Source organism: Aeromonas sp. s11 (assembly GCF_040907945.1).
Lineage (GTDB): Bacteria > Pseudomonadota > Gammaproteobacteria > Enterobacterales > Aeromonadaceae > Aeromonas > Aeromonas veronii.
This window is the reverse complement of sequence record NZ_JBFOCU010000024.1, coordinates 227,213-248,756: the sequence shown is the minus strand read 5'-3', so window position 1 is coordinate 248,756 and position 21,544 is coordinate 227,213. Positions and strand designations below refer to the sequence as shown.

Sequence of the window (21,544 nt, the reverse complement as noted above, 5' to 3'; positions counted from 1 at the left end):
CAGGGCGAGAGCGTGAACATATTGTTAAATTGACTTCAATTCAGCCAGCCCTGAATCCAATACCTTTTCCAGATATGGGCTGCTCATGCCCGCAAATTGCTGCTTCTTCCGCAAGCTTGCCTTACGGCTGGTTTCGGCTCGCAGCATGTTTTGCGCCATGTGTCGTGCACAGGCCAATATTTGAGGGGCATCACCTCGATATATCTGGCAGGCATCCTCATTCATCACGACATCCAGAACCCAGTGCAGGCTATTTTCAATTGCCCAGTGCCCTCGTACCGCTGAAGCAAACTGCTCTGGTGTCAGTTCAGCCGAGCTGATGTAGTAGCGATACTCCATCGAAAATTTTTCCATATTTTCAATTCGATAGGATATTGCGACACCGACAGTCTTCAGCGATTTCCACTCTGGAAATTGCTCTGATAGTGCTCCGGCTGGTAACACATGGTACTCGCGGCCATCGATGCGACCGTGCTCTTTCTCGACACTGAGCGTTTCTTCACTCAGCGGCTTCTTGGTCGACTCGGCCAGAGCTGCGCGTACTGCATTATGCAGTGTGGGCTGGTTACCTTTTACCGCCAGCAAGTAGTCGCCACCGCCCTTGACTATGGTTGAGGCTATTCCAGTCTGGCAGCCCATGGCATCGATGGATACCAGGCAGCCTTTTATATCGAGGAGTGCCAGTAATTCAGGAATGGCGGTGATTTCGTTAGATTTCTCATCTGTTTTGACTTGCCCGAGCACCAGACGATTCTCAGCGGCAAAGGCACTGACCATATGAATGGTAGACTGACGACTGTCTCGGTCGTAAGAGCTGCGTAAGGTCTTGCCGTCAATGGCAATCAGCTCACCATCGGTACGTTCTGATGTTGCTTGCATCCAGCGGACGAAGGCGTTCTGGAATTGCTCCGGTTGAATACGGGAGATGATCCTGGCTATGGTGTCGTGAACAGGTAATCCGTTATGAAACAATCCATTACGCTGAAACCATTCCAGATGTGCCTCGCCGAAAAGCTCGATATCTTCCCAACCTTGAGCTCCACCAATAGCAGCACAGACGGTGAGAAAAACCACATCGAAGAAGGGGTACGCGATTTTGGTTGTCTGACGAGGGTCTTCAAGTTCGGAGAAGAATTGGGTAAATGCCGCTTGATGGTTCATGACGAAACTCCCGTAAAAGAGAGTATAAGATCACACCCTGTTCGGTCGGTCAAATCCTCGTGCCCTGCTTAAAAAACGTTCGCGATCTTGCCCTGCAATCGAACCTCATCTCCGCTAATAAATCTGTTTAGAGGTGTTACATCTACACCGATACTTTTAGGAAGTTTTTTAATCGCATTAGTCTGAACTCTACGAGGTTCATCATTGTTCCTTAGAAACTCTTCAATCTCAGGTTTAATGTATATATCAACAGTTATCGGTGCAATTATTTCAGTTATAAACAACAGTATAATAACTTTAAAGAACCCTGGAAGTTTCTGAAGGGCTTCTAATAATGAATGTCGAGATAAACTACTTTCTCTAAGTGTTTCGTTTACTTCAGATAATACACTGGAAATATCAGAGCCATCTTCATATTCAACTAATTCGGCTGAACACTCATAAAAATCAACACTTTGAATCAAGGTCCGATGTTGTTTCAACAAGTTTAATGTCAAAATAAACTCGTTAGGGAGGTGTGTAAGATTATTGAATGCTGGGATATTTCGCTCAATAGACCTCAGGTATTTTTGTATCCCGAGCTGGGAAAATTCATCCAACCAAGTCAGATTAATTTTGTATTTATTTATGGACTGAGAAAGCAGTGTAACTTCTGGACTAATAATAGACTTTTGAATAGCATTAATACGTTCAATTTCCTTCCTCCACGCTGGATTTAGAATAGATTGAATTCTGTCCATCTGTTTCATCCACGGTTGATTCGATAGCGAATAAAACTTTTCGACGCCCTCTATATACTGGCTCATTTTACGTGTTCCCTTTAATTAGATTTGCACGTAGATTATCCATTATTTTCATTTTTCTCAATGTGCTAGTACTGACGAATTTCTACATAACACCAAACTTTTTCGGAAAATTGTATATTTTTACTCAACAGACAACTCACTTTCTTTCCACACAAAAAGCGGGCCACTGGCCCGCTTGGTTATATTTCACTCACTCCATCCTCACACCGGCGGATGGAAATGGCTGGCCTCGCGGGTGGCCATCTCCTCGTAGGTGGCCCACTTCTGCCACGCCACTTGTTGCGCCACCTGCATCAGCCGTTCGGCCTCCTCCGGATGGCTCTGGGCCAGCACCCGATAACGGGTCTCCTCTTGGCGGTATGTAGCGAGGGGAATGGAGGGGCGCAGGCTATCGAGACTAAAGGGGTTCTGCCCCGCACTGCGCAATACCGGGTTGTAACGCATCAGCGGCCAGTGACCGGAGGCGACGGCCCGTTTTTGCTGGGTCAGGCCAAACTCCATATCGATGCCGTGGGCGATACAGTGGCTGTAGGCGATGATAAGCGACGGGCCCGGGTAGGCCTCAGCCTCACGCAAGGCTTGCAGCGCCTGCTGCGGGTTGGCACCAAAGGCGATGCGGGCAACATATACGTTGCCGTAGGAGATGGCTTGCAGCGCCACATCCTTCTTGGCCAGCGTCTTGCCTCCCGCCGCGAACTTGGCGACGGCGCCAAGCGGGGTCGATTTCGACATCTGGCCGCCAGTGTTGGAGTAGACCTCGGTATCCATCACCAGCACGTTCACATCGCGCCCGGAGGCGAGCACATGATCGAGCCCCGCCGAGCCGATGTCATAGGCCCAGCCATCGCCGCCGATGATCCAGACCGAGCGGCGCACCAGCTGATCGATGAGTGACAGCAGCTCGCGAGCCTTGCCGGATTTCACCTCTTCCAGCCGCTCGCGCACTTGCACCACCCGGGTACGCTGGGCGCGGATCTCCGACTCCAGCCGCTGCGGGGCGCTAATCAGGGTATCGACCAGCTCTGGGCCCAGCTCCCCCTTCATCGCCTCAAGGGCCGCCACCGCCTGACCGTGATGCTGATCGGCGGTGAGACGAAAACCAAAGCCAAACTCGGCGTTGTCCTCGAACAGGGAGTTGGACCAGGCCGGCCCCTTCCCTTCGCTGTTCTTGGCCCACGGGGTAGTCGGCAAGTTGCCGCCGTAGATGGAGGAGCAACCGGTGGCGTTGGCCACCAGCATGCGATCGCCAAACAGCTGGGTCAGCAGCTTGAGATACGGAGTCTCGCCACAGCCAGCGCAGGCGCCGGAGAACTCGAACAGGGGTTCGAGGAACTGGGCACCGCGCACCGTAGAGAAGTCCACCCGCTCGCGGGCAGGCCAGGGCAGGCTCTCGAACCAACGCAGCGCCTGTTTCTGGCCAGCCAGATGGGGCGCCTTGTCCATCATGGTGATGGCGCGCTCGCCTTCATGGCTCTCATCCGCCCCAGCCCGCACCGGACAGGCCTGCACGCACTGGCCGCAGCCGGTGCAATCCTCCGGATAGAGCTGCAAGGTGTAGCGGCTATCGGGGAAGCCCTTGGCGGTGACGGGCACCGACTGCGCCGCCTCGGGGGCGGTCGCCAGCCAGTCCTGATGGTAGAATTTGGCCCGCAGCGCCGCGTGGGGGCAGACAAAGACGCAGTTGCCGCACTGGATGCAGATATCGGAGTGCCAGATCGGGATCTCGCGGGCGATATCCCGCTTCTCGAAGCGGCTGGTAGCAGTGGGGTAAGTGCCATCCACCGGCAGCATGGAGACGGGGATCAGATCGCCGCGCCCCGCCAGCATCTCGCCGGTGACCCGCTGGACAAACTCGCTGCCACCCGGTGCCAGCGGTAGCGGATAGTCGCTGATCTGCTCCTCACCGGCCGGGATGGCCACCTGATGGAGATGAGCCAGAGTGTCATCCACCGCCGCGAAGTTGCGCTCGACCACTTCGGGCCCCTTGCGAGCATAACTCTTCTCGATGCTCTCCTTGATCAGCGCAATCGCCTCATCCCGCGGCAAGATGCCAGCCAGCGCGAAGAAACAGGTCTGCATGATGGTGTTGATGCGATTGCCCATGCCGTTGCGCTCGGCCACCCGATCCCCATCGATGCAGTAGAGGCGGATATTGAGGGCACGGATGCGGGCGCGCAGCCGCTCGGGCAGCTGGCCCCACACCTTGTCCGCCTCATAGGGAGCATTAAGCAGCAGGGTCGCCCCTTCGGCGGCATGTTCCAGCAGATCCACCGATTCGACAAACCCCCACTGGTGGCAGCCGATAAAGCTCGCCTGCTCGATAAGCCAGGGGGCATCGATGGGCTCGGGGCCAAAGCGCAGGTGGGAGACGGTGCGCGAGCCCGACTTCTTGGAGTCGTAGACGAAGTAGCCCTGAGCGTGGAACCCCTCCAGCTCGCCGATGATCTTGATGCTGTTCTTGTTGGCACCGACTGTGCCATCAGCGCCGAGGCCGAAGAAGAGCGCCCGCACCCGGCTGGCAGGCTCCAGATCGCCTATGGGGTGCCATGCCAGACTGAGGCCCGACACATCATCGACGATCCCCACGGTAAAGCGGGGGCGCGGCGCATCGGAGGCCAGCTCCTCGAATACCGCCGCGCACATGGCGGGGGTGAACTCCTTGGAGGAGAGGCCGTAGCGACCGCCACTGAGCCAAGGCAGCCGCTTGATAAGACCGCGCTGCAAGCCATCGATCAGCGCGCTCTGCACATCCAGCAGCAGCGGCTCACCGCCCGCCCCCGGCTCCTTGGTGCGATCCAGCACCGCCATGCGCTGCACGCTCTCGGGCAGGGCATCCAGCAGCGCCTGTACCGGGAAGGGGCGATAGAGGCGCACAACCAAGACCCCGGTCTTGCGATCCTGTTGGTTGAGCCAATCCACGGTAGTGCGGGCGGTAGCCGCCCCCGAGCCCATCAGCACGATGACGTCGGTGGCATCGGGCGCGCCGTGGTACTCAACCAACCGGTAGTGGCGGCCGGTCAGCTCGCCGAGGCTGTCCATGCACTGCTGCACCCGCGCCGGTACCGCTTCGTAGAAGGGGTTGACGCTCTCGCGGGATTGGAAGTAGGTATCCGGGTTCTGGGCGGTGCCACGCATCACAGGATGATCCGGGTTGAGGGCCCGTGCACGGTGGGCGCGTACCCAGTCGTTGTCGATATGGGCCCGAATTTCATCCCGATGCAGGGCGGTGATCTTGTTCACCTCGTGGGAAGTACGGAACCCGTCGAAGAAGTGGATAAAGGGCACCCGGCACTGCAGGGTGACGCTGTGGGCGACCAAGGCCAGGTCCTGCGCCTCCTGCACCGAGCCGGAGGCAAGCATGGCAAAGCCGGTGCTGCGCGCCGCCATCACATCCTGATGGTCGCCAAAAATCGACAGCCCCTGCGCCGCCAGCGAACGGGCCGCCACATGGAACACCGCCGAGGTCAATTCACCGGCGATCTTGTACATGTTTGGCAGCATCAGCATCAGCCCCTGACTGGCGGTGAAGGTGGTGGCCAGCGCCCCCGCCTGCAGGGCGCCGTGTACCGTACCGGCCGCCCCCCCTTCACTCTGCATCTCCACCACTGTGGGGATGTTGCCCCACAGGTTGGTCTGTCCCTCCGCCGCCCAGGCATCGGCCAGTTCGGCCATGGTCGAGCTCGGGGTAATGGGGTAGATGGCACACACTTCGCTCAGCTGGTAGGCCACCCGGGCCGCGGCTTCGTTGCCGTCGACCATGATCAATTCATGTTTCATTGGGACTCCTCCGGTTGGCGCAGCTCGATGGCGTGGCAGGGACACTGGTCGTGACAGGCACCGCAGCCGGTGCAGCGCTCGGCATCCACCTGATAGCCCTTGCCCGGCCCCAGCTTGGCGATGGCCTGCTCGGGGCAACTACCGTAGCAGCCGTCGCACTGGAAGCAGTTGCCGCAGGAGTAGCAGCGCGCCGCCTCGTAGCGGGCGGCCACCTCATCCAGCCCGCCGATGATCTCGCCAAAATCATCCCGCGCCCACGCCGGTTTGACCGGCTGACTGCTGGCCGGGGCGTGGGTCTGGAACCAGAGCTGCAACTGCTCCGGCCCCACCAGCGGGTAGGAGAGCGGTTTGTGGTAGTGGCGACCGCGCAGCCAGGCATCCATATGGCGCGCCGCCTTCTTGCCATGGCCGGTGGCGATGGTAACGGTGCGCTCGGAGGGCACCATGTCGCCACCCGCAAACAGACCCGGCACATCCGTCATCAGGTTACCCGCCACCTGCACCACTCCCTCCTTGTTGACCCGCACGCCGGGAATGCTCTCCAGCACCGAGAGATCGACCTCCTGACCGAGCGCCAGAATAAGGGAGTCCGCTTCGAGGGTTTCAAACTTGCCGGTGGGCACCGGCTTGCCCTCGGCATCCAGCGCCATCACCTCCACCTCGATATTGGTGTTGTCGAGCTGGCGGATGCTGCGCAGCCAGTTGATCTTGATACCCTCCTCCTCGGCCTCATCGGCTTCAAAGGCGTGGGCAGGCATATGATCCCGGTCACGACGGTAGATGATCATTGCCTCTTCAACGCCCAAACGGCGGGCGGTACGGGCCGCATCCATGGCGGTATTGCCACCCCCATAAATCGCTACCCGCCGTCCCAGTTTAGGGGGCGGCAAGCCCTGTTCTTCGGCCAGACTGGCCTGTTCGAGGAAACTCACCGCATCGAGGATCTTGCCCGCTTCCCGAGCCGGAATATCGACCCGCTTGGCCAGATGGGCGCCGATGGCCATAAAGACGGCATCAAAGCCCCCCTCGTCGCGCTCGCGCAGCACATCCTCTACCTTGTGGTTGAGGGTCAGCGTCACTCCGGCCGCCACGATACGGGCTACCTCCCGCTCCAGCACATCGCGAGGCAGACGGTAAGCGGGAATACCGAAGCGCAGCATGCCGCCCGCCAGTGGCCCCGCTTCGCGGATCTCCACCTGATGACCGAGCCGGTTGAGGTGCCAGGCGCAGGAGAGACCGGAGGGGCCGGCACCGATCACCAGCACCTTCTTGCCGCTGGCGGGCGCGGGTGGCGCAGGCTGCCAACCACGGGCTAGCGCTTCGTCGCCGAGGAAACGCTCGATGGCGTGGATAGAGACGGATTCATCCACCTGCCCGCGGTTGCAGGCGCTCTCGCAGGGGTGATAGCAGACCCGGCCATGGATGGCGGGCAAGGGGTTCTCTTCGATCAGGGTCTGCCAGGCCGCCTCAAAACGGCCGGCCTGCGCCAAAGAGAGCCAGGCTTGGATATTTTCTCCGGCCGGGCAGGCGTGATTGCAGGGTGGCAGGGCCGGCCGCCAGACGGGTAGCCGGGTACGCACCGGGCCTGTTCCCGTTTTCAGGGAGAGATCCGGCAATGGGGTCATGTCCAGTTGTTTGCTCATACATTGCTTTCTTCTTTTTGTGTGACAGGCCCCACCCGATGGCGCTTGATACCGTGTAGCCGAAGCGGACGGTGGCCGGATGGGGAAGAAGCGAAAGCGTTAGAAACTGGGAACTGGGTCGATAATGGCCGCTTTTTTGTACTGATTAGCGAATCAGGATCAAAAAATGTTGCACTTTATGGTTCATAGAGACCAGAACGTGACTCAAGTAACATCTTCTCCAGCTGACCGCTGGCTTTCAGTTTGGCGAGCCCCCGATTGAAGGTTTTGATCAGCTCGTCAGCGTTGGCGCGCTTGCGGCTGATCAGCAGGTGGCCTTCAACTTTCATCACGGGTTTTGAATGGGTTGCAAAGAGATCGACCGTGCTGGCCGGGTAGAACTGACGCAGGGAGTAGTAGCCGACATCTATGTTCTCCAGCGTCAGGTCGGCGCGGCCGGAGAGCAGCAGATCGAAACTCTGGCGCAGTCGGGTGACAAACTGCACCTGCAGCGGCACCTGCGCGATGGCTGCAAAAAAATCTGCATTGTAGGTATAGCCACTGACCGCAGCCAGCTTGCGATCCGCCAGATCCTGATAGCCACGCCATTCCAGCGGAGCTGACTTGAGATAGAACCAGACGTAGGTTTCGCTCAGGATGGGATCGCTGTAGAGATGGGTTTTGCGCCGCTCGCTCGACTCATACCAGTGGACAGTGCCATCCACCACCCCCTCCTCCGACAAGCGAAAGGCCCGCTTCCAGGGAAGAAACTGGAACTTGACGCTCACCCCTTCACTCTTGAATGCCTCGCTCACCACATGAGGGATAAGCCCCTGATATTTCAGCGTCTCGGAGCAGTAAGGGGGATACTCTCCCGTGGTCAGGGTCAGCTCCTGCGCCCAGAGCCCGTGGCAAAAAAGGCTACCCGCCAGCAACCAGCTTATTTTCATCCCTATGCCCTCTTGTTCTGTTTTCCCAACTATAGACCGCCCCCTTGAAAGGATTGCCGGATCGCCGGGGAACCGTTATGTTCCCCTTTTTCCAGGCGATCGCGCCGCGTCACAAGGATATGAAGATGCCCAGGCTAGACAGCATTCACCTCTACCCCATCAAATCGACTGCAGGTATGCCGCTGGCTCGCGCCCGGGTGACCGAAGAGGGACTGGCAGGGGATCGCCGCTACATGGTGGTCAAACCGGACGGCACCTTTATCACCGCCCGAACCCATCCCCAGCTGCAACAGGTCGTGGCTACCCCCATCGAAGGTGGCTTGCAACTGCGCTATCCGGGCTTTGAACCGCTCACCCTGCAAGAGGCCGACTTCAGCCGCGCCCCGCAAGCTACCGGAGTCTGGAGCGACCGTTTCACCGCCCTGCACACCGACCCCAAAGCCGATGGGTGGCTAAGCCGGGTGGCAGGGGAGAAGGTGCAACTGCTCTGGCTGGGTGAAACCTCGGATCGCTTTCGTGAAAAGACCGGCACCCGGGTCAGCTTTGCCGATGGTTATCCGCTGCTGCTGATAAGCCAGGCTTCCCTTGAGGATCTCAATCTGCGCTCCGATGCCCTGCACCAGATGAGCCAATTCCGCACCAATCTGGTGGCAAGCAATACCCAGCCCTTCGAGGAGGACAGCTGGGTGCGCATCCGCATCGGTGAGGTGGAATTTAAAGTGGTCAAGCCCTGCAGCCGCTGCATCATGACCACGGTGGAAGCGGGCACCGATCGCTTCAACGCCCTCAAAGAGCCGCTGGCCACCCTCACCCGCTACCGCCGTGGCGAGGATGGCGAGGTCTACTTCGGCCAGAACCTGATCGCCCTGAACGATGGGTGGATTGAGGCTGGCAGCGAGATAGAAGTGCTGGAGCGCACCCGTCCGGTGGTCTATCCCGCCGCCGCACCGAAGAAGCGGGAGCTGGTCTGCGTGGCCCGTGAACCGCTGGCGCGGGATCTGGAGACCTTCTGGTTCGAGGCGGCCGATGGCGAGCCCCTGCCCGACTACCTGCCGGGCCAGCATCTGCCCATCAGCCTCGATATCAAAAACGAGCGGATCCAGCGGCGCTATACCCTGAGCTCTACGCCGGACCACCCGGAGCGCTACAGCATCAGCGTCAAAAAGGTGGAGGGTGGCCGCATCTCCCACTGGCTGCACCAGCAGTTGCAGGTGGGCGACCGGTTGCTGGCCGCCAACCCCGCTGGTGAGTTTCACTTAGGGTCCGAGCGCAACATCCTGTTGCTCTCCGCAGGCTCCGGCGTCACCCCCATGCTGGCGATAGCGCGCACCCTGGCGCTACGCGGGGTGCTGGAAGAGGTTCACTTTATGCACCTGTGCCGCAGCGAAGCGGACATTCCCGCCGCCAGCGAACTGCATGCCATGGCGCAGCAAGGGATGACCCTCACCATTATCCTGAGCCAGCCGGACAATCACTGGCAGGGGCTGCAAGGGCGACTCAATGATGAGCATCTGCAACGTATCAAAGGGCTGGCCGAAAAAGAGGTCTTTATCTGTGGCCCCCACGGCTTTATGGCCGATGCTGCCGCCAAAGTTGCAGCCCTCGGCGTACCGGCCGCACGGATCAGACAGGAGAGCTTTGGCGGCGCCATTCTCTCGGTGGCCCGCCCCCATCAGGCGGTGCAACTGCGTATCGGCGCCCAAGCCTTTACCGGCAACAATCAGGGCACAGTGCTGGATCAGGCCAACAAGCAAGGTGTAGAGCTGCCGTGGAGCTGCCGCGCCGGCATCTGCGGCAGTTGCAAACAGACGCTGATCTCGGGCGAGGTGGATCACCCCGACGCCCCCGCCATCACCGCCGCCGAGCGGGCCGAGGGCAAGATCCTCACCTGCTGCGCCGTGCCGCTCACCGACCTTGAAATCCTATGATCGGGTGATCGGGCCGCATTAACTCACGCCCCCCAGATGACCGGGGAATTGACCCCGGTCATCTTTATCCACACTTGTTCACCTGACCCGCCCTTAATTTGTCCCCACGGCCTTCATCAGTGAGTTTCCCTTCCTATACTCTCAGAGCAAAAAGCCTTGCCAGCCATTGACTTGGCGATGCTCCATACGACACTCAGCCATAGGGAAAGGACGCCCATACCATGGAACAGAACAAGCCCGCCTTTCAACTCAACCTGCTGCTATCCGTCATCACCCTGATCCTGCTGTCACTGGTGTTTTTCGCCTACAGCTGGGCTGGTAAACAACTGGAAGAGAGTTATCGACAACAATATGTCTCCTACCTGCTGGCCGACGAACTGCGCCAATCCTCCGATGACCTGACCCGACTCGGGCGCACCTACGTCATCACCAAGGATCCAGCCTACGAACAGCAGTACATGCGGATCCTGGCCATTCGCAACGGCGAACAGCCGAGACCGGATGGCTACAACCGTATCTACTGGGACTTTGTCGCCGCCAACGGCCAGAATCCCCGCCCCGACAGCAATGTTCGCCGTGGCCTGATCGACCTGATGAAGGATGCCGGTTTCACCGACGGTGAGCTCGCCAAACTGAACGAGGCCAAAAACAACTCGGATGCGCTGGTCAACACCGAGGTCGCCGCCTTCAAGCTGGTGCAGCAGACCGATGGCGATCCGGTTGCCAACCAGCAAAAAGCCATCGCCATGATGCATGACAAGGCCTATCACCAGAACAAGGGGCGCATCATGTCCCCCATCGATGACTTCTACGTGATGATGGAGCAGCGCAACCACGAGGCAGTCGAGAGCGCCATCGCCAATACCGACATGCTGCGCTATCTCTTTATCGCCCTCGGTCTGGTGTTGATGTTCTTCCTCTGGCGCACCTATCGCTCCCTGCTCGATCTGGTGGGCACCTCGGTCGAACAGCTCAAGACCGATCTCCATATGATGGCGGAAGGGGACTTCTCGCGCCCCATCAAGGTGCCGCCAGGATCGAAAGAGAGCCTGATCGGTCTGCTCGGCGGTATGCAGACCACCCTCAAGGGGATCATCGCCAAGGTCTCCCACTCCACCGAGGAGTTGTCCCACTCTGCCGACAGCATCGCCCAGATCGCCGAGCAGACTGCCCAGTTTGCCACCGATCAGCAAACCAGCACCCAGACCATGGCCGCCGCCATAGAGGAGCTGGTAGTGAGCATCAGCCACCTCTCCGACAACGCCACCCATGCCGACGAGCTGAGCAAGGTCTCCGCCAATACCCTGGAGGAGGGGTCAGGGGTCATTAAAGAGACGCTTGGCAGCATCGAGAATATCTCCACCACGGTGGGGGATGCGGCCAGCACCATCTCCGAGCTCAACGGCCATACCCAGCAGATTTCGGAGATCATCGGGGTGATCCGCGGTATCGCCGATCAAACCAACCTGCTGGCTCTCAACGCGGCCATCGAGGCAGCGCGGGCCGGTGAACAGGGTCGCGGCTTTGCGGTGGTGGCCGACGAGGTGCGCAATCTGGCCAGCCGCTCGGCGGCCTCAACCCAGCAGATCACCGGGATGATTAGCAAAATCCAGAGCGGGGCGGATGCCTCCATCCGCAGCATGGAAAACACGGTCAACAACGTCTCCCGCGGGGTCACGCTGGCTAACCAGACCGGCGAGGCGATCGCCAGCATCCAGAGCCACGCCTCCAACCTCACCGGCCTGATGGGAGAGATCAGCCACACCCTGCGCGAGCAGTCCACCGCCGCCAACGAGGTGGTCTCGACCGTCGGCAACATCACCTCCCTCTCCGAGCAATCGGGGGATGCCGCCCGTCACGTGTCCCAAGAGGCGGCCAAGCTCAAGCAGCTGTCACGGGTACTGCGCCAGGAGATGGGACACTTCAAGCTTTAAAGAACGCTGAAAAGCAAAACGGCTGCCCGAAGGCAGCCGTTTTTATTCAGGGTATTCCCCGTCATTCAGTATCTATCAACCACGCAGGGCGGCGATACGCTGCTCGATGGGCGGGTGGCTCATGAACAGCTCGCTCATGGAGCGCTTGCCGTTGATGCCAAAGGCCATCATTGAGCCTTCCAACTGAGGCTCGGCACCGCGGGAGAGGCGCTCAAGGGCGGCAATCATCTTGTCGCGACCGGCCAGCTTGGCGGCACCGGCATCGGCACGGAACTCACGCTGACGGCTGAACCACATGACGATGATGGAGGCCAGAATACCGAACAGCATTTCCAGCACGAACACGGTGATCATGTAGGCAAAACCGCCGGTACTGCTGCTCTCTTCCTCGTTGTTGGAGCTGAAGAAGTTGCTGATCACGCCAGCCACGATCCGGGCGAAGAACATCACGAAGGTGTTCACCACCCCCTGGATCAGGGTCAGGGTCACCATGTCGCCATTGGCCACGTGGCTCACCTCGTGGGCCAGTACCGCTTCCGCCTCGTCACGGCTCATGCTGTAGAGCAGGCCGGAGGAGACCGCCACCAGCGAATCATCGCGGCGGGCACCGGTGGCAAAGGCGTTCATCTCGGGAGAGTCGTAGATCCCCACTTCCGGCATCTTGATACCCGCTTCGCGGGCCTGACGGGCCACAGTACTCACCAGCCAGTGCTCGGTCTCGTTACGGGGTTGCTCGATGACCTGGACGCCATAGCTGCGCTTGGCCATCCACTTGGACATCAGCAAGGAGATAAAGGAACCCCCAAAACCGAACACGGCACAGAACACCAACAGCCCGGAAATGCTGGACTTGTTGATCCCCAGAACCGAGAACAGGATATTGAGTACCACCCCCAGCACCAGCATGACGGCCAGGTTGGTCACCAGGAATAGCATAATTCGCTTCATATAGACTCCTTGTGAAGATAAGGGACATGACCGGGGATCACTCGGGATCCCCACCTGATCATGTTAATGTCGACATTCTAGGGAGATTCGATGAATGTTCGCTGAATATGCCGTCAAAGTAGCGGCGAGATATCGAGACGCCCCTGCAAATCGGCTTCAAGCGGATTGTTTATAAACGGAATTTCGCCGAGGAAGGGGGCTGGCAGCAAGCCCCTCAGGGTGTCCAGATTTTCCTGATAATGGCTCATGGAACCATGGAGCCGATTAATTACCCACCCCGCCACCGGCAGCTGATCATTGCGAATGGCGGCAAAGGTGAGCAGCGCATGGTTGAGGCAACCCAGCTTGGCCCCCACCACCATGATCACCGCCATGTTCTCCTGTTTCACCCAGTCCGACAGCAGATGCTTGCGATCGAGCGGCAGATACCAGCCCCCCGCCCCTTCCACTACCGCCAGTTCGGCCCCGGCCTGTTCAATCTTGCGCAACCCCTCGCTCAACCCCTGCATGGTGATAGGCTGGCGCGCCTCGCTGGCGGCGATGTGGGGCGCAATCGGCGGCTCATAGGCGAACGGATTGACCACCTCATAGGGCAGCGGCAGACTCGCCGCCTCCTGCAACAGAACGGCATCCAGATTGCGCAGCCCGTCCGGAGTGCGGGCACATCCGGCCGAGACCGGCTTGTAGCCCGCGCACTTGATTCCCTGTGCGCTGAATTCGCGCAGCAGGGTGCGCGCCACCAGCGTCTTGCCCACATCGGTATCGGTGCCGGTGATAAAGAATGATTTCATACGGTTCTCTCCTTGGCAGGGCCCGTTGACTACCCTGCACACAATGCGATTCCCGGCGCTCAGCGAGGCTTGCTGAGGCGGCCGAGGCACACCCGATAACTGGCGACCAGCCTGCCATCGGGCTGGCGAAACGCCTCATACGCCTGAGTCAGCTGCTGCAATCTGGCGCGACCGCTCAGACCGGCCGGGGCGGCACTCCCCTGATTGTCATTGATCTGATTGGCCCCAATCCCCTTGAGATCGCGCAACAACTGCGGCAATTCAAGATAGGCGAGATCCCAGGTGATACAACGCAGCTCGGGAGCAGATACCCCAGCGCTAGCCAGCGCCTGCTCCAATTGTGGCAGGCTGAGGAAGCGATTGACATGGGCGCGACCATCAAGCTGCTGCCAGGCGGCTCGCAACTGCCAGAGCGACTCATCGAGCAGGGTCGAGAAAAAGATCTGGCCGCCCGGTTTGACCACCCGCAGCAGCTCGCCGAAAGCCTGGGCCGGACGCTCGCACCACTGCAGCGCCAGACTGGAGAAAATCCAATCGAACGCGTTATCGGCGAAAGGAAGCTGCTCCGCATCGCCGCAGAGCAGGCGGGCGCCGCTGCCACGCAAGGCGGCCTGCGCCAGCATGCCGGGGGCGAGATCCAGCCCCACCAGCTGGTGACAACGGTTCGCCAGTTGGGGCAAGAAAAAGCCGGTGCCGCAGCCCAGATCCAGCCCGCTCACCGTCAGATCAGTGCCAACCGGACTGCTCGGCATCCATTCCAGCAGCGCCTGACCCACCTCCTGTTGAAAGCGGGCATGGGCATCGTAATGACGAGCGGCGGCGCCGAAACGGCGAGCAAGCTGCGCCTTGTCGACCGTTTGAAAACGCTCAGTCATGGTGAGCCTCCCCAAGCGTTGTCGCTGCAGGGCAGACCCCCAAGGCATCGAGCAGGCGATCCAGATCCTGCTCGCGGTGAGCCGCACTCAGGGTAATACGCAGCCGGGCCGTACCGACCGGCACAGTGGGCGGGCGGATGGCGCTCACCCAGACGCCGCGCTCCCGCAGCCGTTCAGCCAGTTGCAAAGCAGCAACGCTCTCCCCCACCAGCAGCGGCTGGATGGGGGTATCGCTCTCCCCCAGTTGCCAACCCTGCGCCTTTGCCCCTTGCCGGAAGCGGGCGATCAGCTGGCCAAGATGGGCGCGGGCATCCTCGGCGGCGCGTACCAGTTGGATACTCTTGCTCACCGCACAGGCCTGCGCGGCGGGCATATGGGTGCTGTAGACATAGTGGCGAGCGAAGTTGACCAGATACTGCACCAGCTCGCGGCTGCCGCCGACAAAGGCACCGGCAACCCCGAGCGCCTTGCCAAAAGTGCCCATCTGGATGTGTACGCAGGCCGGGTTCACCCCTTGTGCGGCCAGCGTGCCGCGTCCCTCAGGGCCCAGCACGCCGAGGCCGTGGGCATCGTCGATCATCAGCCAGTTGCCGCTCTGGGCGGCGATTGTTGCGAGCTCGCGCCAGGGAGCCTGATCCCCGTCCATGCTGAACACCCCTTCCGACACAATCAATCCGCGATTTGGCTCAAGCTGCCGTTCAAGGGCCGCCATATCGTTGTGGGCAAAACGCTTCATCTTGCAAGGGAGCTGGCTGCCCATCTCCTGCAAAGAGGCGTGGTTGAGTTTGTCCTGCCACAGCAGATGTTCCTTGCCGAGCAGCGCTTTGAGCACCGCCTGATTGGCCGAAAAACCGCAGTTGAACAGCAGCACCGCCTCCACCCCGAACCACTCGGCCAGGGTCTCCTCAAGCTGTTGGTGGGCTCGGCTGTACCCGGTCACCAGCGGCGAGGCGCCGGAGCCCGTGCCATAACGTTCAATCCCCGCGTTGAAGGCGGCCTTGATGGCGCCGTGATCCGCCAGTCCCAGATAGTCGTTGGCGGAAAAGTTGAGGTAGTCGCGCCCCGCAACCTTGAGCCGCCCGCCACTCGCCCCGTCGGTCGCGATGCGGTTGCGCAGCAGACCCACCTGCTCGCGCTCGGCCAGAGCCGTGCCCAACACAAAGGGGCCCGTTACTGCAGGGCCGTTCATGACCGCGCAGCCCCTGCACGGGGGCGGGTGGCGTCATAAAACATCTCGGCAGGCTCGCTCTGGCGACTCACCTCGGCCAGCAGCTCCTCTTCTTGAACCTGATCCGGCTTCTGGGCCCGCTGGGCAGGGCGAATGCCGAGCCGCTTGAACAGCTGCATATCGCTGTTTTCGTCCGGGTTGGGGGTGGTCAGCAACTTGCAGCCATAGAAAATGGAGTTGGCCCCGGCCATAAAACACATGGCCTGCATCTGCTCATTCATCTTCTCCCGCCCGGCTGAGAGGCGCACATGGGAGGCGGGCATCATGATCCGTGCCACGGCGATGGTGCGGATAAATTCGAACGGATCGAGGTTCTCCTGATCCTCCAGCGGCGTTCCCTTCACCTTGACCAGCATGTTGATGGGCACACTCTCCGGGTGCCGCGGCAGGTTGGCGAGCGCCATCAAGAGGCCCGCACGGTCTTTGGCCTGCTCGCCCATGCCGACGATACCGCCGGAGCAGACCTTCATCCCGGCACCGCGCACATGCTCCAGGGTATCGAGTCGATCCTGATAGGTGCGGGTAGAGATGATCTCGCCGTAAAACTCGGGCGAGGTATCGAGGTTGTGGTTGTAGTAATCGAGCCCCGCAGCGCCAAGACGGGCCGCCTGATCGGCGGTGAGCATCCCTAGCGTCATGCAGGTCTCCATACCGAGCCCGCGCACCTCCTCGATCATCCGGATGATGTAGGGCATGTCCTTCTCTTTGGGGTTGCGCCAGGCGGCCCCCATGCAAAAGCGTGACGAGCCGTTGGCCTTGGCTTCGCGGGCCCGCTCCAGCACCTTCTCCACCTCCATCAGCCGCTCGGCCTCAAGACCGGTGTGGTAACGGGCGCTCTGGGGGCAGTATTTGCAATCTTCCGGGCAGGCGCCGGTCTTGATGGAGAGCAAAGTACTCACCTGCACTTCATTCGGGTCAAAGTGGGCGCGGTGGACGGTCTGGGCCTGAAACAGCAGATCGTTGAACGGCAGGGCAAACAGGGCCTGAACCTCGGCGAGGGTCCAGTCATGACGAAGGGCGTGACCGCCCGCGGTGAGAGCATTCATACATGGCTTCCGGTTGTTATTAGTGGGATCCTGCGCCCGCCATCTTGGGATGGACGGCCACAAAACCCGCCGCCGGGCCTGCGCGCTCAGGGTGATGCGCAGTGCCAAGTGGCTGAAATTGTTGGCTAGTGTAGAGAGCACGCGTAGACTGTCAACACCGACCAGATCAAACCAATTGACAATAGAACAACAAATGACCAATCAAGAATTCGACCTGCACCACATCTGGCACCCCTATACCTCCCTCACTCACCCCCTACCCTGCTATGAAGTGGCCAGCGCCAAAGGGGTGACCATCACCCTCAGCGATGGCCGCAAACTGGTGGATGGCATGAGCTCCTGGTGGGCTTGCGTGCACGGGTATCAGGTGCCGGAGCTGGATGCTGCCGCCACCTCCCAGCTCGGCAAGATGTCCCACGTGATGTTTGGCGGCCTCACCCACGCCCCGGCGGTCGAGCTCTGCCGCAAGCTGGTGGAGATCACTCCGAAGGGGCTTGATCGGGTATTTCTGGCCGATTCCGGCTCGGTGGCAGTGGAAGTGGCACTCAAGATGGCCCAGCAGTACTGGCACGCCAGGGGGACGCCCAGAGCCAAATTTGTCGCCCTGCGCAGCGGCTATCACGGCGACACCTTTGGCGCCATGAGCGTCTGCGATCCCGATGGCGGCATGCATGAGCTCTACAAGGGATTCCTGCCGGAACACTATTTTGTCGATGCCCCCAGCTGTCGCTTCCACGCCGAGTGGGATGAGCAGTGCGTGGTGGAGCTGGCGACACTCATGGCGGATCATCACGAGGAGATCGCCGCCATCGTGCTTGAGCCCATAGTGCAGGGCGCTGGCGGCATACGCTTCTATCACCCCCGCTATCTGCAGTGGGTGCGCGCCCTGTGCGACGAATTCGGCGTGCTGCTGATTGCTGACGAGATTGCCACCGGCTTTGGCCGCACCGGCCAGCTGTTTGCATGCGACTGGGCGGGGATCAGCCCCGACATCATGTGTCTGGGCAAGGCGCTTACCGGCGGCTACCTCACCCTCTCGGCGACCCTGACCACCGAGCAGGTCGCCCATACCATCTGTGACGGCAAGGCGGGGGTCTTTATGCACGGCCCCACCTTTATGGGTAATCCCCTCGCCTGCGCGGTGGCCAACGCCTCCATCGATCTGCTGCTGGCCTCACCGTGGCAGGAGCGGGTGCGCACCATCGAGCATCAGCTGCGAACAGAACTGGTAGAGCTGACCCTGCACCCGGCGGTCGCGGATGTGCGGGTGCTCGGCGCCATCGGGGTGGTGGAGATGAAAGAGCGGGTGGATGTAGCGCGCATCCAGCGCAAGTTTGTCGAACTGGGCGCCTGGATCCGCCCCTTTGGCAAGCTGGTCTACCTGATGCCCCCCTTCGTCATCACCCCTGAAGAGCTACGGGTATTGACCGGCGCCATCCGTCAGGCCATCGCCGAAGGCGAGTTTTAATGCATGCAGCGGGCGGCCATCGCTGCCGCCCGTTTGACTACCGGCATTTGATATATAAAGAGGGCAACTTTATCCACTTCAGTGCGCTTTCACTTGCCGTAATGTGAGCAAAACACCAGACCTGAGGCCCCAAGAGGGGTAAACTGCTGCGGTTTTACCATCAAGAAAGACTGCTCATGCGCCTCTCCATTGCTGCCAAAATCAACTTTTTCCTGCTCTTCATCTTCTCCATGGTACTGGTCTTCTCCGCAGCCTATCAGGCGGTGCGCGAGCGCGATCTCATCCTGACCCTCATCAAGGAGCAGAGCCGCGAGCAGACCGAAGCCTATTTCGACGGCCTCAACATGCTGATGCTGACCGGCAAGATGGATGCCCGCGATACCCTGCGCGGCAAATTTCTCGACCATGCCCATGTGGAGGATGCCCGCATCGTCCGTGGCGATGCGGTGAGCAAACAGTTCGGGCCGGGACGGGAGACAGAGCAGGTAAAAGATGAGTTTGATGAGCTGGCACTGGCGGGCAAAGGGAGTCTGGAGGTGGTGCACAACGGCATGCACAGCCGTCTGGTAGTGACCCGACCGCTGCTGGCCAAGAAGGATTTTCGCGGCACCGACTGCACCAGCTGTCATCTGGTGCCGGAGAACACCGTGCTTGGTGCGGTGCGCTTTGACTACTCCCTCGATTCGCTGTTTACCCGGGTCGAGCAGAATATCCTCACCTCGGCGCTGATCCTCACCGGCATCTTCGGGATGGGACTGCTGCTGACCCTCTGGGTCATCCGCACCTGGATCGTGCGCCCCCTCAACCAGTTGACCCGCTCCATGGAAGAGGCGACTGACCTGCACGACTTCGGTCACCGGCTGGAGGGGGATGACGGCGACGAGATTGGCCGGGTGGCGGTGGCCTACAACCAGATGCTCGACAGCGTGGAGCGCCAGCTCGGCAAGCGCACCAAGGCCAGCAGGCAGGAGCCGGATCAGCCCCGCTGAGGCGGGCGCTTAACCGACGTAGTAGAAGAGCAAGCTGGCGATCAGCACCAATAGCAGGATGGCCAGATTGACATGCCGGGAGTCATCCTGACGGCGGCTGCGCTTGCGCTCCAGCAGCAACACCGCCAGCGTCAGGGCGCAGCAGCTCCAGAGCCCGTAGACCAGCCAGGGGGTAAGGGCCGGGTCCCAATAATCGCGCACCTCGATCCCGCCATAGACCAGAAAACCGTAGGCAATTTCGGGCCGGGCATAGTGGTAAAGGGAAAGCAGCACGATAAAGCCGCCCCAGCAGAGCATCACCAGCCCCTGCAACACCCGTGTCAGCCAATCTGGCCCATGCCGCCGATCTTTCACCCACCTCTCCTGCGCCCGTGACACTCTTGTTGAGTGAACCATGCCGAAAACCCCACCAGAGTCCGACATTTTTGCTTGTTTATCAAACCCGCGCGGGTAAGATTGACGGCTTAGTCTGCCATGGTGGGCCATCTGTGCCCGGGCCAGACTCCCTAGTGTTGCAAATAGCGCTGCAAGAACAAGCTGGAGACAATATTTCGATGACGCACGCATCCGTAGTAGATGTGCTGGCCGGTAAGTATCCGGTCGGCACCACCCAAACTGTCAAAGGGTGGATCCGGACTCGCCGTGATTCCAAGGCGGGGATCTCATTTTTGGCCATTTCCGATGGCTCCGGTTTCCATCCGGTACAGGCAGTTGTCCCCAATACCCTGGCCAATTACGAGAATGAAGTGCTGCGTCTGACCACTGCCTGCTCCGTGGAAGTGACCGGCGTGGTTGCCGCCTCTCAGGGCAGCGGCCAGGCTTTCGAACTGCAGGCGACCGAGGTGAAGGTAGTCGGCTGGGTCGAAGATCCGGACACCTACCCGATGGCCGCCAAGCGCCACAGCATCGAATACCTGCGTGAACAGGCTCACCTGCGCCCGCGCACCAACATCGTTGGCGCCGTGACCCGCGTTCGTCACTGCCTGGCGCAAGCCATCCACCGCTTCTTCCACGAAGAGGGTTTCCTCTGGGTTGCGACCCCGCTCATCACCGCTTCCGACACCGAAGGTGCCGGCGAGATGTTCCGCGTCTCCACTCTGGACATGGAAAACCTGCCGCGCACCGACGCCGGCAAGGTGGACTACAACGAAGATTTCTTCGGCAAAGAGGCTTTCCTGACCGTATCCGGCCAGCTGAACGCCGAAACCTATGCCTGCGCCCTCTCCAAGGTCTACACCTTCGGCCCGACCTTCCGCGCTGAAAACTCCAACACCAGCCGCCACCTGGCCGAGTTCTGGATGGTTGAGCCGGAAGTGGCCTTCAACGATCTGGAAGATAACGCCGCACTGGCCGAAGCCATGCTGAAGTATGTCTTCAACGCCGTACTGACCGAGCGTCGCGACGATCTGGAGTTCTTCGCCCAGCACGTGGACAAGGATGCCATCGGCCGTCTGGAGCGTTTCGTCTCCTCCGACTTCGCCCAGATCGACTACACCGACGCCATCGAAGTGCTGAAAAACTGCGGCAAGAAGTTCGAGTTCCCGGTCTCCTGGGGTATCGATCTCTCCTCCGAGCACGAGCGCTATCTGGCCGAGGAACACTTCAAGTCTCCGGTGGTGGTGAAGAACTACCCGAAAGATATCAAGGCCTTCTACATGCGCCTCAACGACGACGGCAAGACCGTTGCCGCGATGGACGTACTGGCACCGGGCATCGGCGAGATCATCGGTGGTTCCCAGCGTGAAGAGCGTCTGGACGTGCTGGATGCCCGTCTGGCCGAGATGGGCCTGAACAAGGAAGATTACTGGTGGTACCGCGACCTGCGTCGCTACGGCACAGTCCCGCACTCCGGCTTCGGTCTGGGCTTCGAGCGTCTGGTGGTCTACGTGACCGGCATGGGCAACGTCCGCGACGTGATCCCGTTCCCGCGTACTCCGCGTACCGCCGAGTTCTGATCAGCGGCATCTTGCCACTGCATTGCAAAAGCCGACCTGCGGGTCGGCTTTTTTATTGTCACCGTT

General features: G+C 60.3%; 16 protein-coding genes. 5 read left to right on the top strand and 11 right to left on the bottom strand.

The window, feature by feature from the left end:
- Positions 1 to 24 precede the first annotated feature (24 nt).
- The 5 genes from AB5Y84_RS07525 to AB5Y84_RS07505 form a co-directional block, all read right to left on the bottom strand.
- Entirely contained in the window at positions 25 to 1,161 is a 1,137-nt protein-coding gene (locus tag AB5Y84_RS07525; protein ID WP_024943479.1) for an ISAs1 family transposase, read from the bottom strand.
- A 68-nt stretch (positions 1,162 to 1,229) separates the two neighbouring features.
- Positions 1,230 to 1,901, bottom strand: coding sequence for a hypothetical protein (locus AB5Y84_RS07520; RefSeq protein ID WP_368176704.1), 672 nt, complete (start codon positions 1,899 to 1,901; stop codon positions 1,230 to 1,232).
- 267 nt (positions 1,902 to 2,168) lie between these two features.
- The gene (nifJ, locus tag AB5Y84_RS07515) at positions 2,169 to 5,744 is read right to left on the bottom strand and encodes a pyruvate:ferredoxin (flavodoxin) oxidoreductase (protein WP_368176703.1); all 3,576 of its coding nucleotides are present in this window, start codon (positions 5,742 to 5,744) and stop codon (positions 2,169 to 2,171) included.
- Entirely contained in the window at positions 5,741 to 7,387 is a 1,647-nt protein-coding gene (locus AB5Y84_RS07510; RefSeq protein ID WP_368176702.1) for an NAD(P)-binding protein, read from the bottom strand. Before AB5Y84_RS07510 ends, nifJ begins: the two co-directional genes overlap by 4 nt.
- Before the next feature lie 176 nt (positions 7,388 to 7,563).
- Positions 7,564 to 8,316, bottom strand: coding sequence for an ABC transporter substrate-binding protein (locus AB5Y84_RS07505; protein WP_139429027.1), 753 nt, complete (start codon positions 8,314 to 8,316; stop codon positions 7,564 to 7,566).
- A 77-nt stretch (positions 8,317 to 8,393) separates the two neighbouring features.
- Here AB5Y84_RS07505 and AB5Y84_RS07500 point away from each other — a divergent pair, with 77 nt between their 5' ends.
- Entirely contained in the window at positions 8,394 to 10,244 is a 1,851-nt protein-coding gene (locus tag AB5Y84_RS07500; RefSeq protein ID WP_368176701.1) for an MOSC N-terminal beta barrel domain-containing protein, read from the top strand.
- Between the two features lie 221 nt (positions 10,245 to 10,465).
- Entirely contained in the window at positions 10,466 to 12,178 is a 1,713-nt protein-coding gene (locus AB5Y84_RS07495; RefSeq protein WP_069527875.1) for a methyl-accepting chemotaxis protein, read from the top strand.
- 75 nt (positions 12,179 to 12,253) lie between these two features.
- On the opposite strand, the gene htpX is transcribed toward AB5Y84_RS07495, so the two are convergent.
- The 5 genes from htpX to bioB all read right to left on the bottom strand — a co-directional run bounded on the left by htpX (position 12,254) and on the right by bioB (position 17,066).
- Positions 12,254 to 13,126, bottom strand: a complete 873-nt coding sequence (gene htpX / locus AB5Y84_RS07490) for a protease HtpX (protein WP_005337890.1) — start codon at positions 13,124 to 13,126, stop codon at positions 12,254 to 12,256.
- Between the two features lie 113 nt (positions 13,127 to 13,239).
- Positions 13,240 to 13,917 carry a dethiobiotin synthase gene (gene bioD, locus AB5Y84_RS07485; protein ID WP_005337893.1) on the bottom strand — a complete coding sequence of 226 codons (678 nt, stop codon included), beginning with the start codon at positions 13,915 to 13,917 and terminating at the stop codon, positions 13,240 to 13,242.
- A gap of 59 nt (positions 13,918 to 13,976) precedes the next feature.
- On the bottom strand, positions 13,977 to 14,792 hold the full coding sequence (bioC, locus tag AB5Y84_RS07480; RefSeq protein ID WP_236357569.1) for a malonyl-ACP O-methyltransferase BioC: 816 nt from the start codon (positions 14,790 to 14,792) through the stop codon (positions 13,977 to 13,979).
- Entirely contained in the window at positions 14,785 to 15,981 is a 1,197-nt protein-coding gene (gene bioF, locus AB5Y84_RS07475) for an 8-amino-7-oxononanoate synthase (RefSeq protein WP_368176700.1), read from the bottom strand. The genes bioC and bioF overlap by 8 nt, the downstream gene beginning before the upstream one ends.
- Positions 15,978 to 17,066, bottom strand: coding sequence for a biotin synthase BioB (bioB, locus tag AB5Y84_RS07470; RefSeq protein ID WP_005350480.1), 1,089 nt, complete (start codon positions 17,064 to 17,066; stop codon positions 15,978 to 15,980). Before bioB ends, bioF begins: the two co-directional genes overlap by 4 nt.
- A 193-nt stretch (positions 17,067 to 17,259) precedes the next feature.
- Here bioB and bioA point away from each other — a divergent pair, with 193 nt between their 5' ends.
- A complete protein-coding gene (gene bioA, locus AB5Y84_RS07465; RefSeq protein WP_368176699.1) occupies positions 17,260 to 18,534 on the top strand; it encodes an adenosylmethionine--8-amino-7-oxononanoate transaminase in 1,275 nt (424 codons plus the stop codon).
- Positions 18,535 to 18,710: 176 nt separating this feature from the next.
- Positions 18,711 to 19,523, top strand: coding sequence for a HAMP domain-containing protein (locus AB5Y84_RS07460; RefSeq protein WP_005350472.1), 813 nt, complete (start codon positions 18,711 to 18,713; stop codon positions 19,521 to 19,523).
- Positions 19,524 to 19,532: 9 nt separating this feature from the next.
- On the opposite strand, the gene AB5Y84_RS07455 is transcribed toward AB5Y84_RS07460, so the two are convergent.
- Positions 19,533 to 19,877 carry a hypothetical protein gene (locus AB5Y84_RS07455; protein WP_005359354.1) on the bottom strand — a complete coding sequence of 115 codons (345 nt, stop codon included), beginning with the start codon at positions 19,875 to 19,877 and terminating at the stop codon, positions 19,533 to 19,535.
- A 200-nt stretch (positions 19,878 to 20,077) separates the two neighbouring features.
- On the opposite strand from AB5Y84_RS07455, the gene asnS reads away from it, so the two are divergent.
- Positions 20,078 to 21,478, top strand: coding sequence for an asparagine--tRNA ligase (gene asnS / locus AB5Y84_RS07450; protein WP_368176698.1), 1,401 nt, complete (start codon positions 20,078 to 20,080; stop codon positions 21,476 to 21,478).
- Positions 21,479 to 21,544 lie beyond the last annotated feature (66 nt).

Excerpts from the sequence above, each read along its gene's own strand:
- AB5Y84_RS07525 (WP_024943479.1), bottom strand. The coding sequence starts at position 1,161 with ATGAACCATCAAGCGGCATTTACCCAATTCTTCTCCGAACTTGAAGAC.
- AB5Y84_RS07520 (WP_368176704.1), bottom strand. The coding sequence starts at position 1,901 with ATGGACAGAATTCAATCTATTCTAAATCCAGCGTGGAGGAAGGAAATT.
- nifJ (WP_368176703.1), bottom strand. The coding sequence starts at position 5,744 with ATGAAACATGAATTGATCATGGTCGACGGCAACGAAGCCGCGGCCCGG.
- AB5Y84_RS07510 (WP_368176702.1), bottom strand. The coding sequence starts at position 7,387 with ATGAGCAAACAACTGGACATGACCCCATTGCCGGATCTCTCCCTGAAA.
- AB5Y84_RS07505 (WP_139429027.1), bottom strand. The coding sequence starts at position 8,316 with ATGAAAATAAGCTGGTTGCTGGCGGGTAGCCTTTTTTGCCACGGGCTC.
- AB5Y84_RS07500 (WP_368176701.1), top strand. The coding sequence starts at position 8,394 with ATGTTCCCCTTTTTCCAGGCGATCGCGCCGCGTCACAAGGATATGAAG.
- AB5Y84_RS07495 (WP_069527875.1), top strand. The coding sequence starts at position 10,466 with ATGGAACAGAACAAGCCCGCCTTTCAACTCAACCTGCTGCTATCCGTC.
- htpX (WP_005337890.1), bottom strand. The coding sequence starts at position 13,126 with ATGAAGCGAATTATGCTATTCCTGGTGACCAACCTGGCCGTCATGCTG.
- bioD (WP_005337893.1), bottom strand. The coding sequence starts at position 13,917 with ATGAAATCATTCTTTATCACCGGCACCGATACCGATGTGGGCAAGACG.
- bioC (WP_236357569.1), bottom strand. The coding sequence starts at position 14,792 with ATGACTGAGCGTTTTCAAACGGTCGACAAGGCGCAGCTTGCTCGCCGT.
- bioF (WP_368176700.1), bottom strand. The coding sequence starts at position 15,981 with ATGAACGGCCCTGCAGTAACGGGCCCCTTTGTGTTGGGCACGGCTCTG.
- bioB (WP_005350480.1), bottom strand. The coding sequence starts at position 17,066 with ATGAATGCTCTCACCGCGGGCGGTCACGCCCTTCGTCATGACTGGACC.
- bioA (WP_368176699.1), top strand. The coding sequence starts at position 17,260 with ATGACCAATCAAGAATTCGACCTGCACCACATCTGGCACCCCTATACC.
- AB5Y84_RS07460 (WP_005350472.1), top strand. The coding sequence starts at position 18,711 with ATGCGCCTCTCCATTGCTGCCAAAATCAACTTTTTCCTGCTCTTCATC.
- asnS (WP_368176698.1), top strand. The coding sequence starts at position 20,078 with ATGACGCACGCATCCGTAGTAGATGTGCTGGCCGGTAAGTATCCGGTC.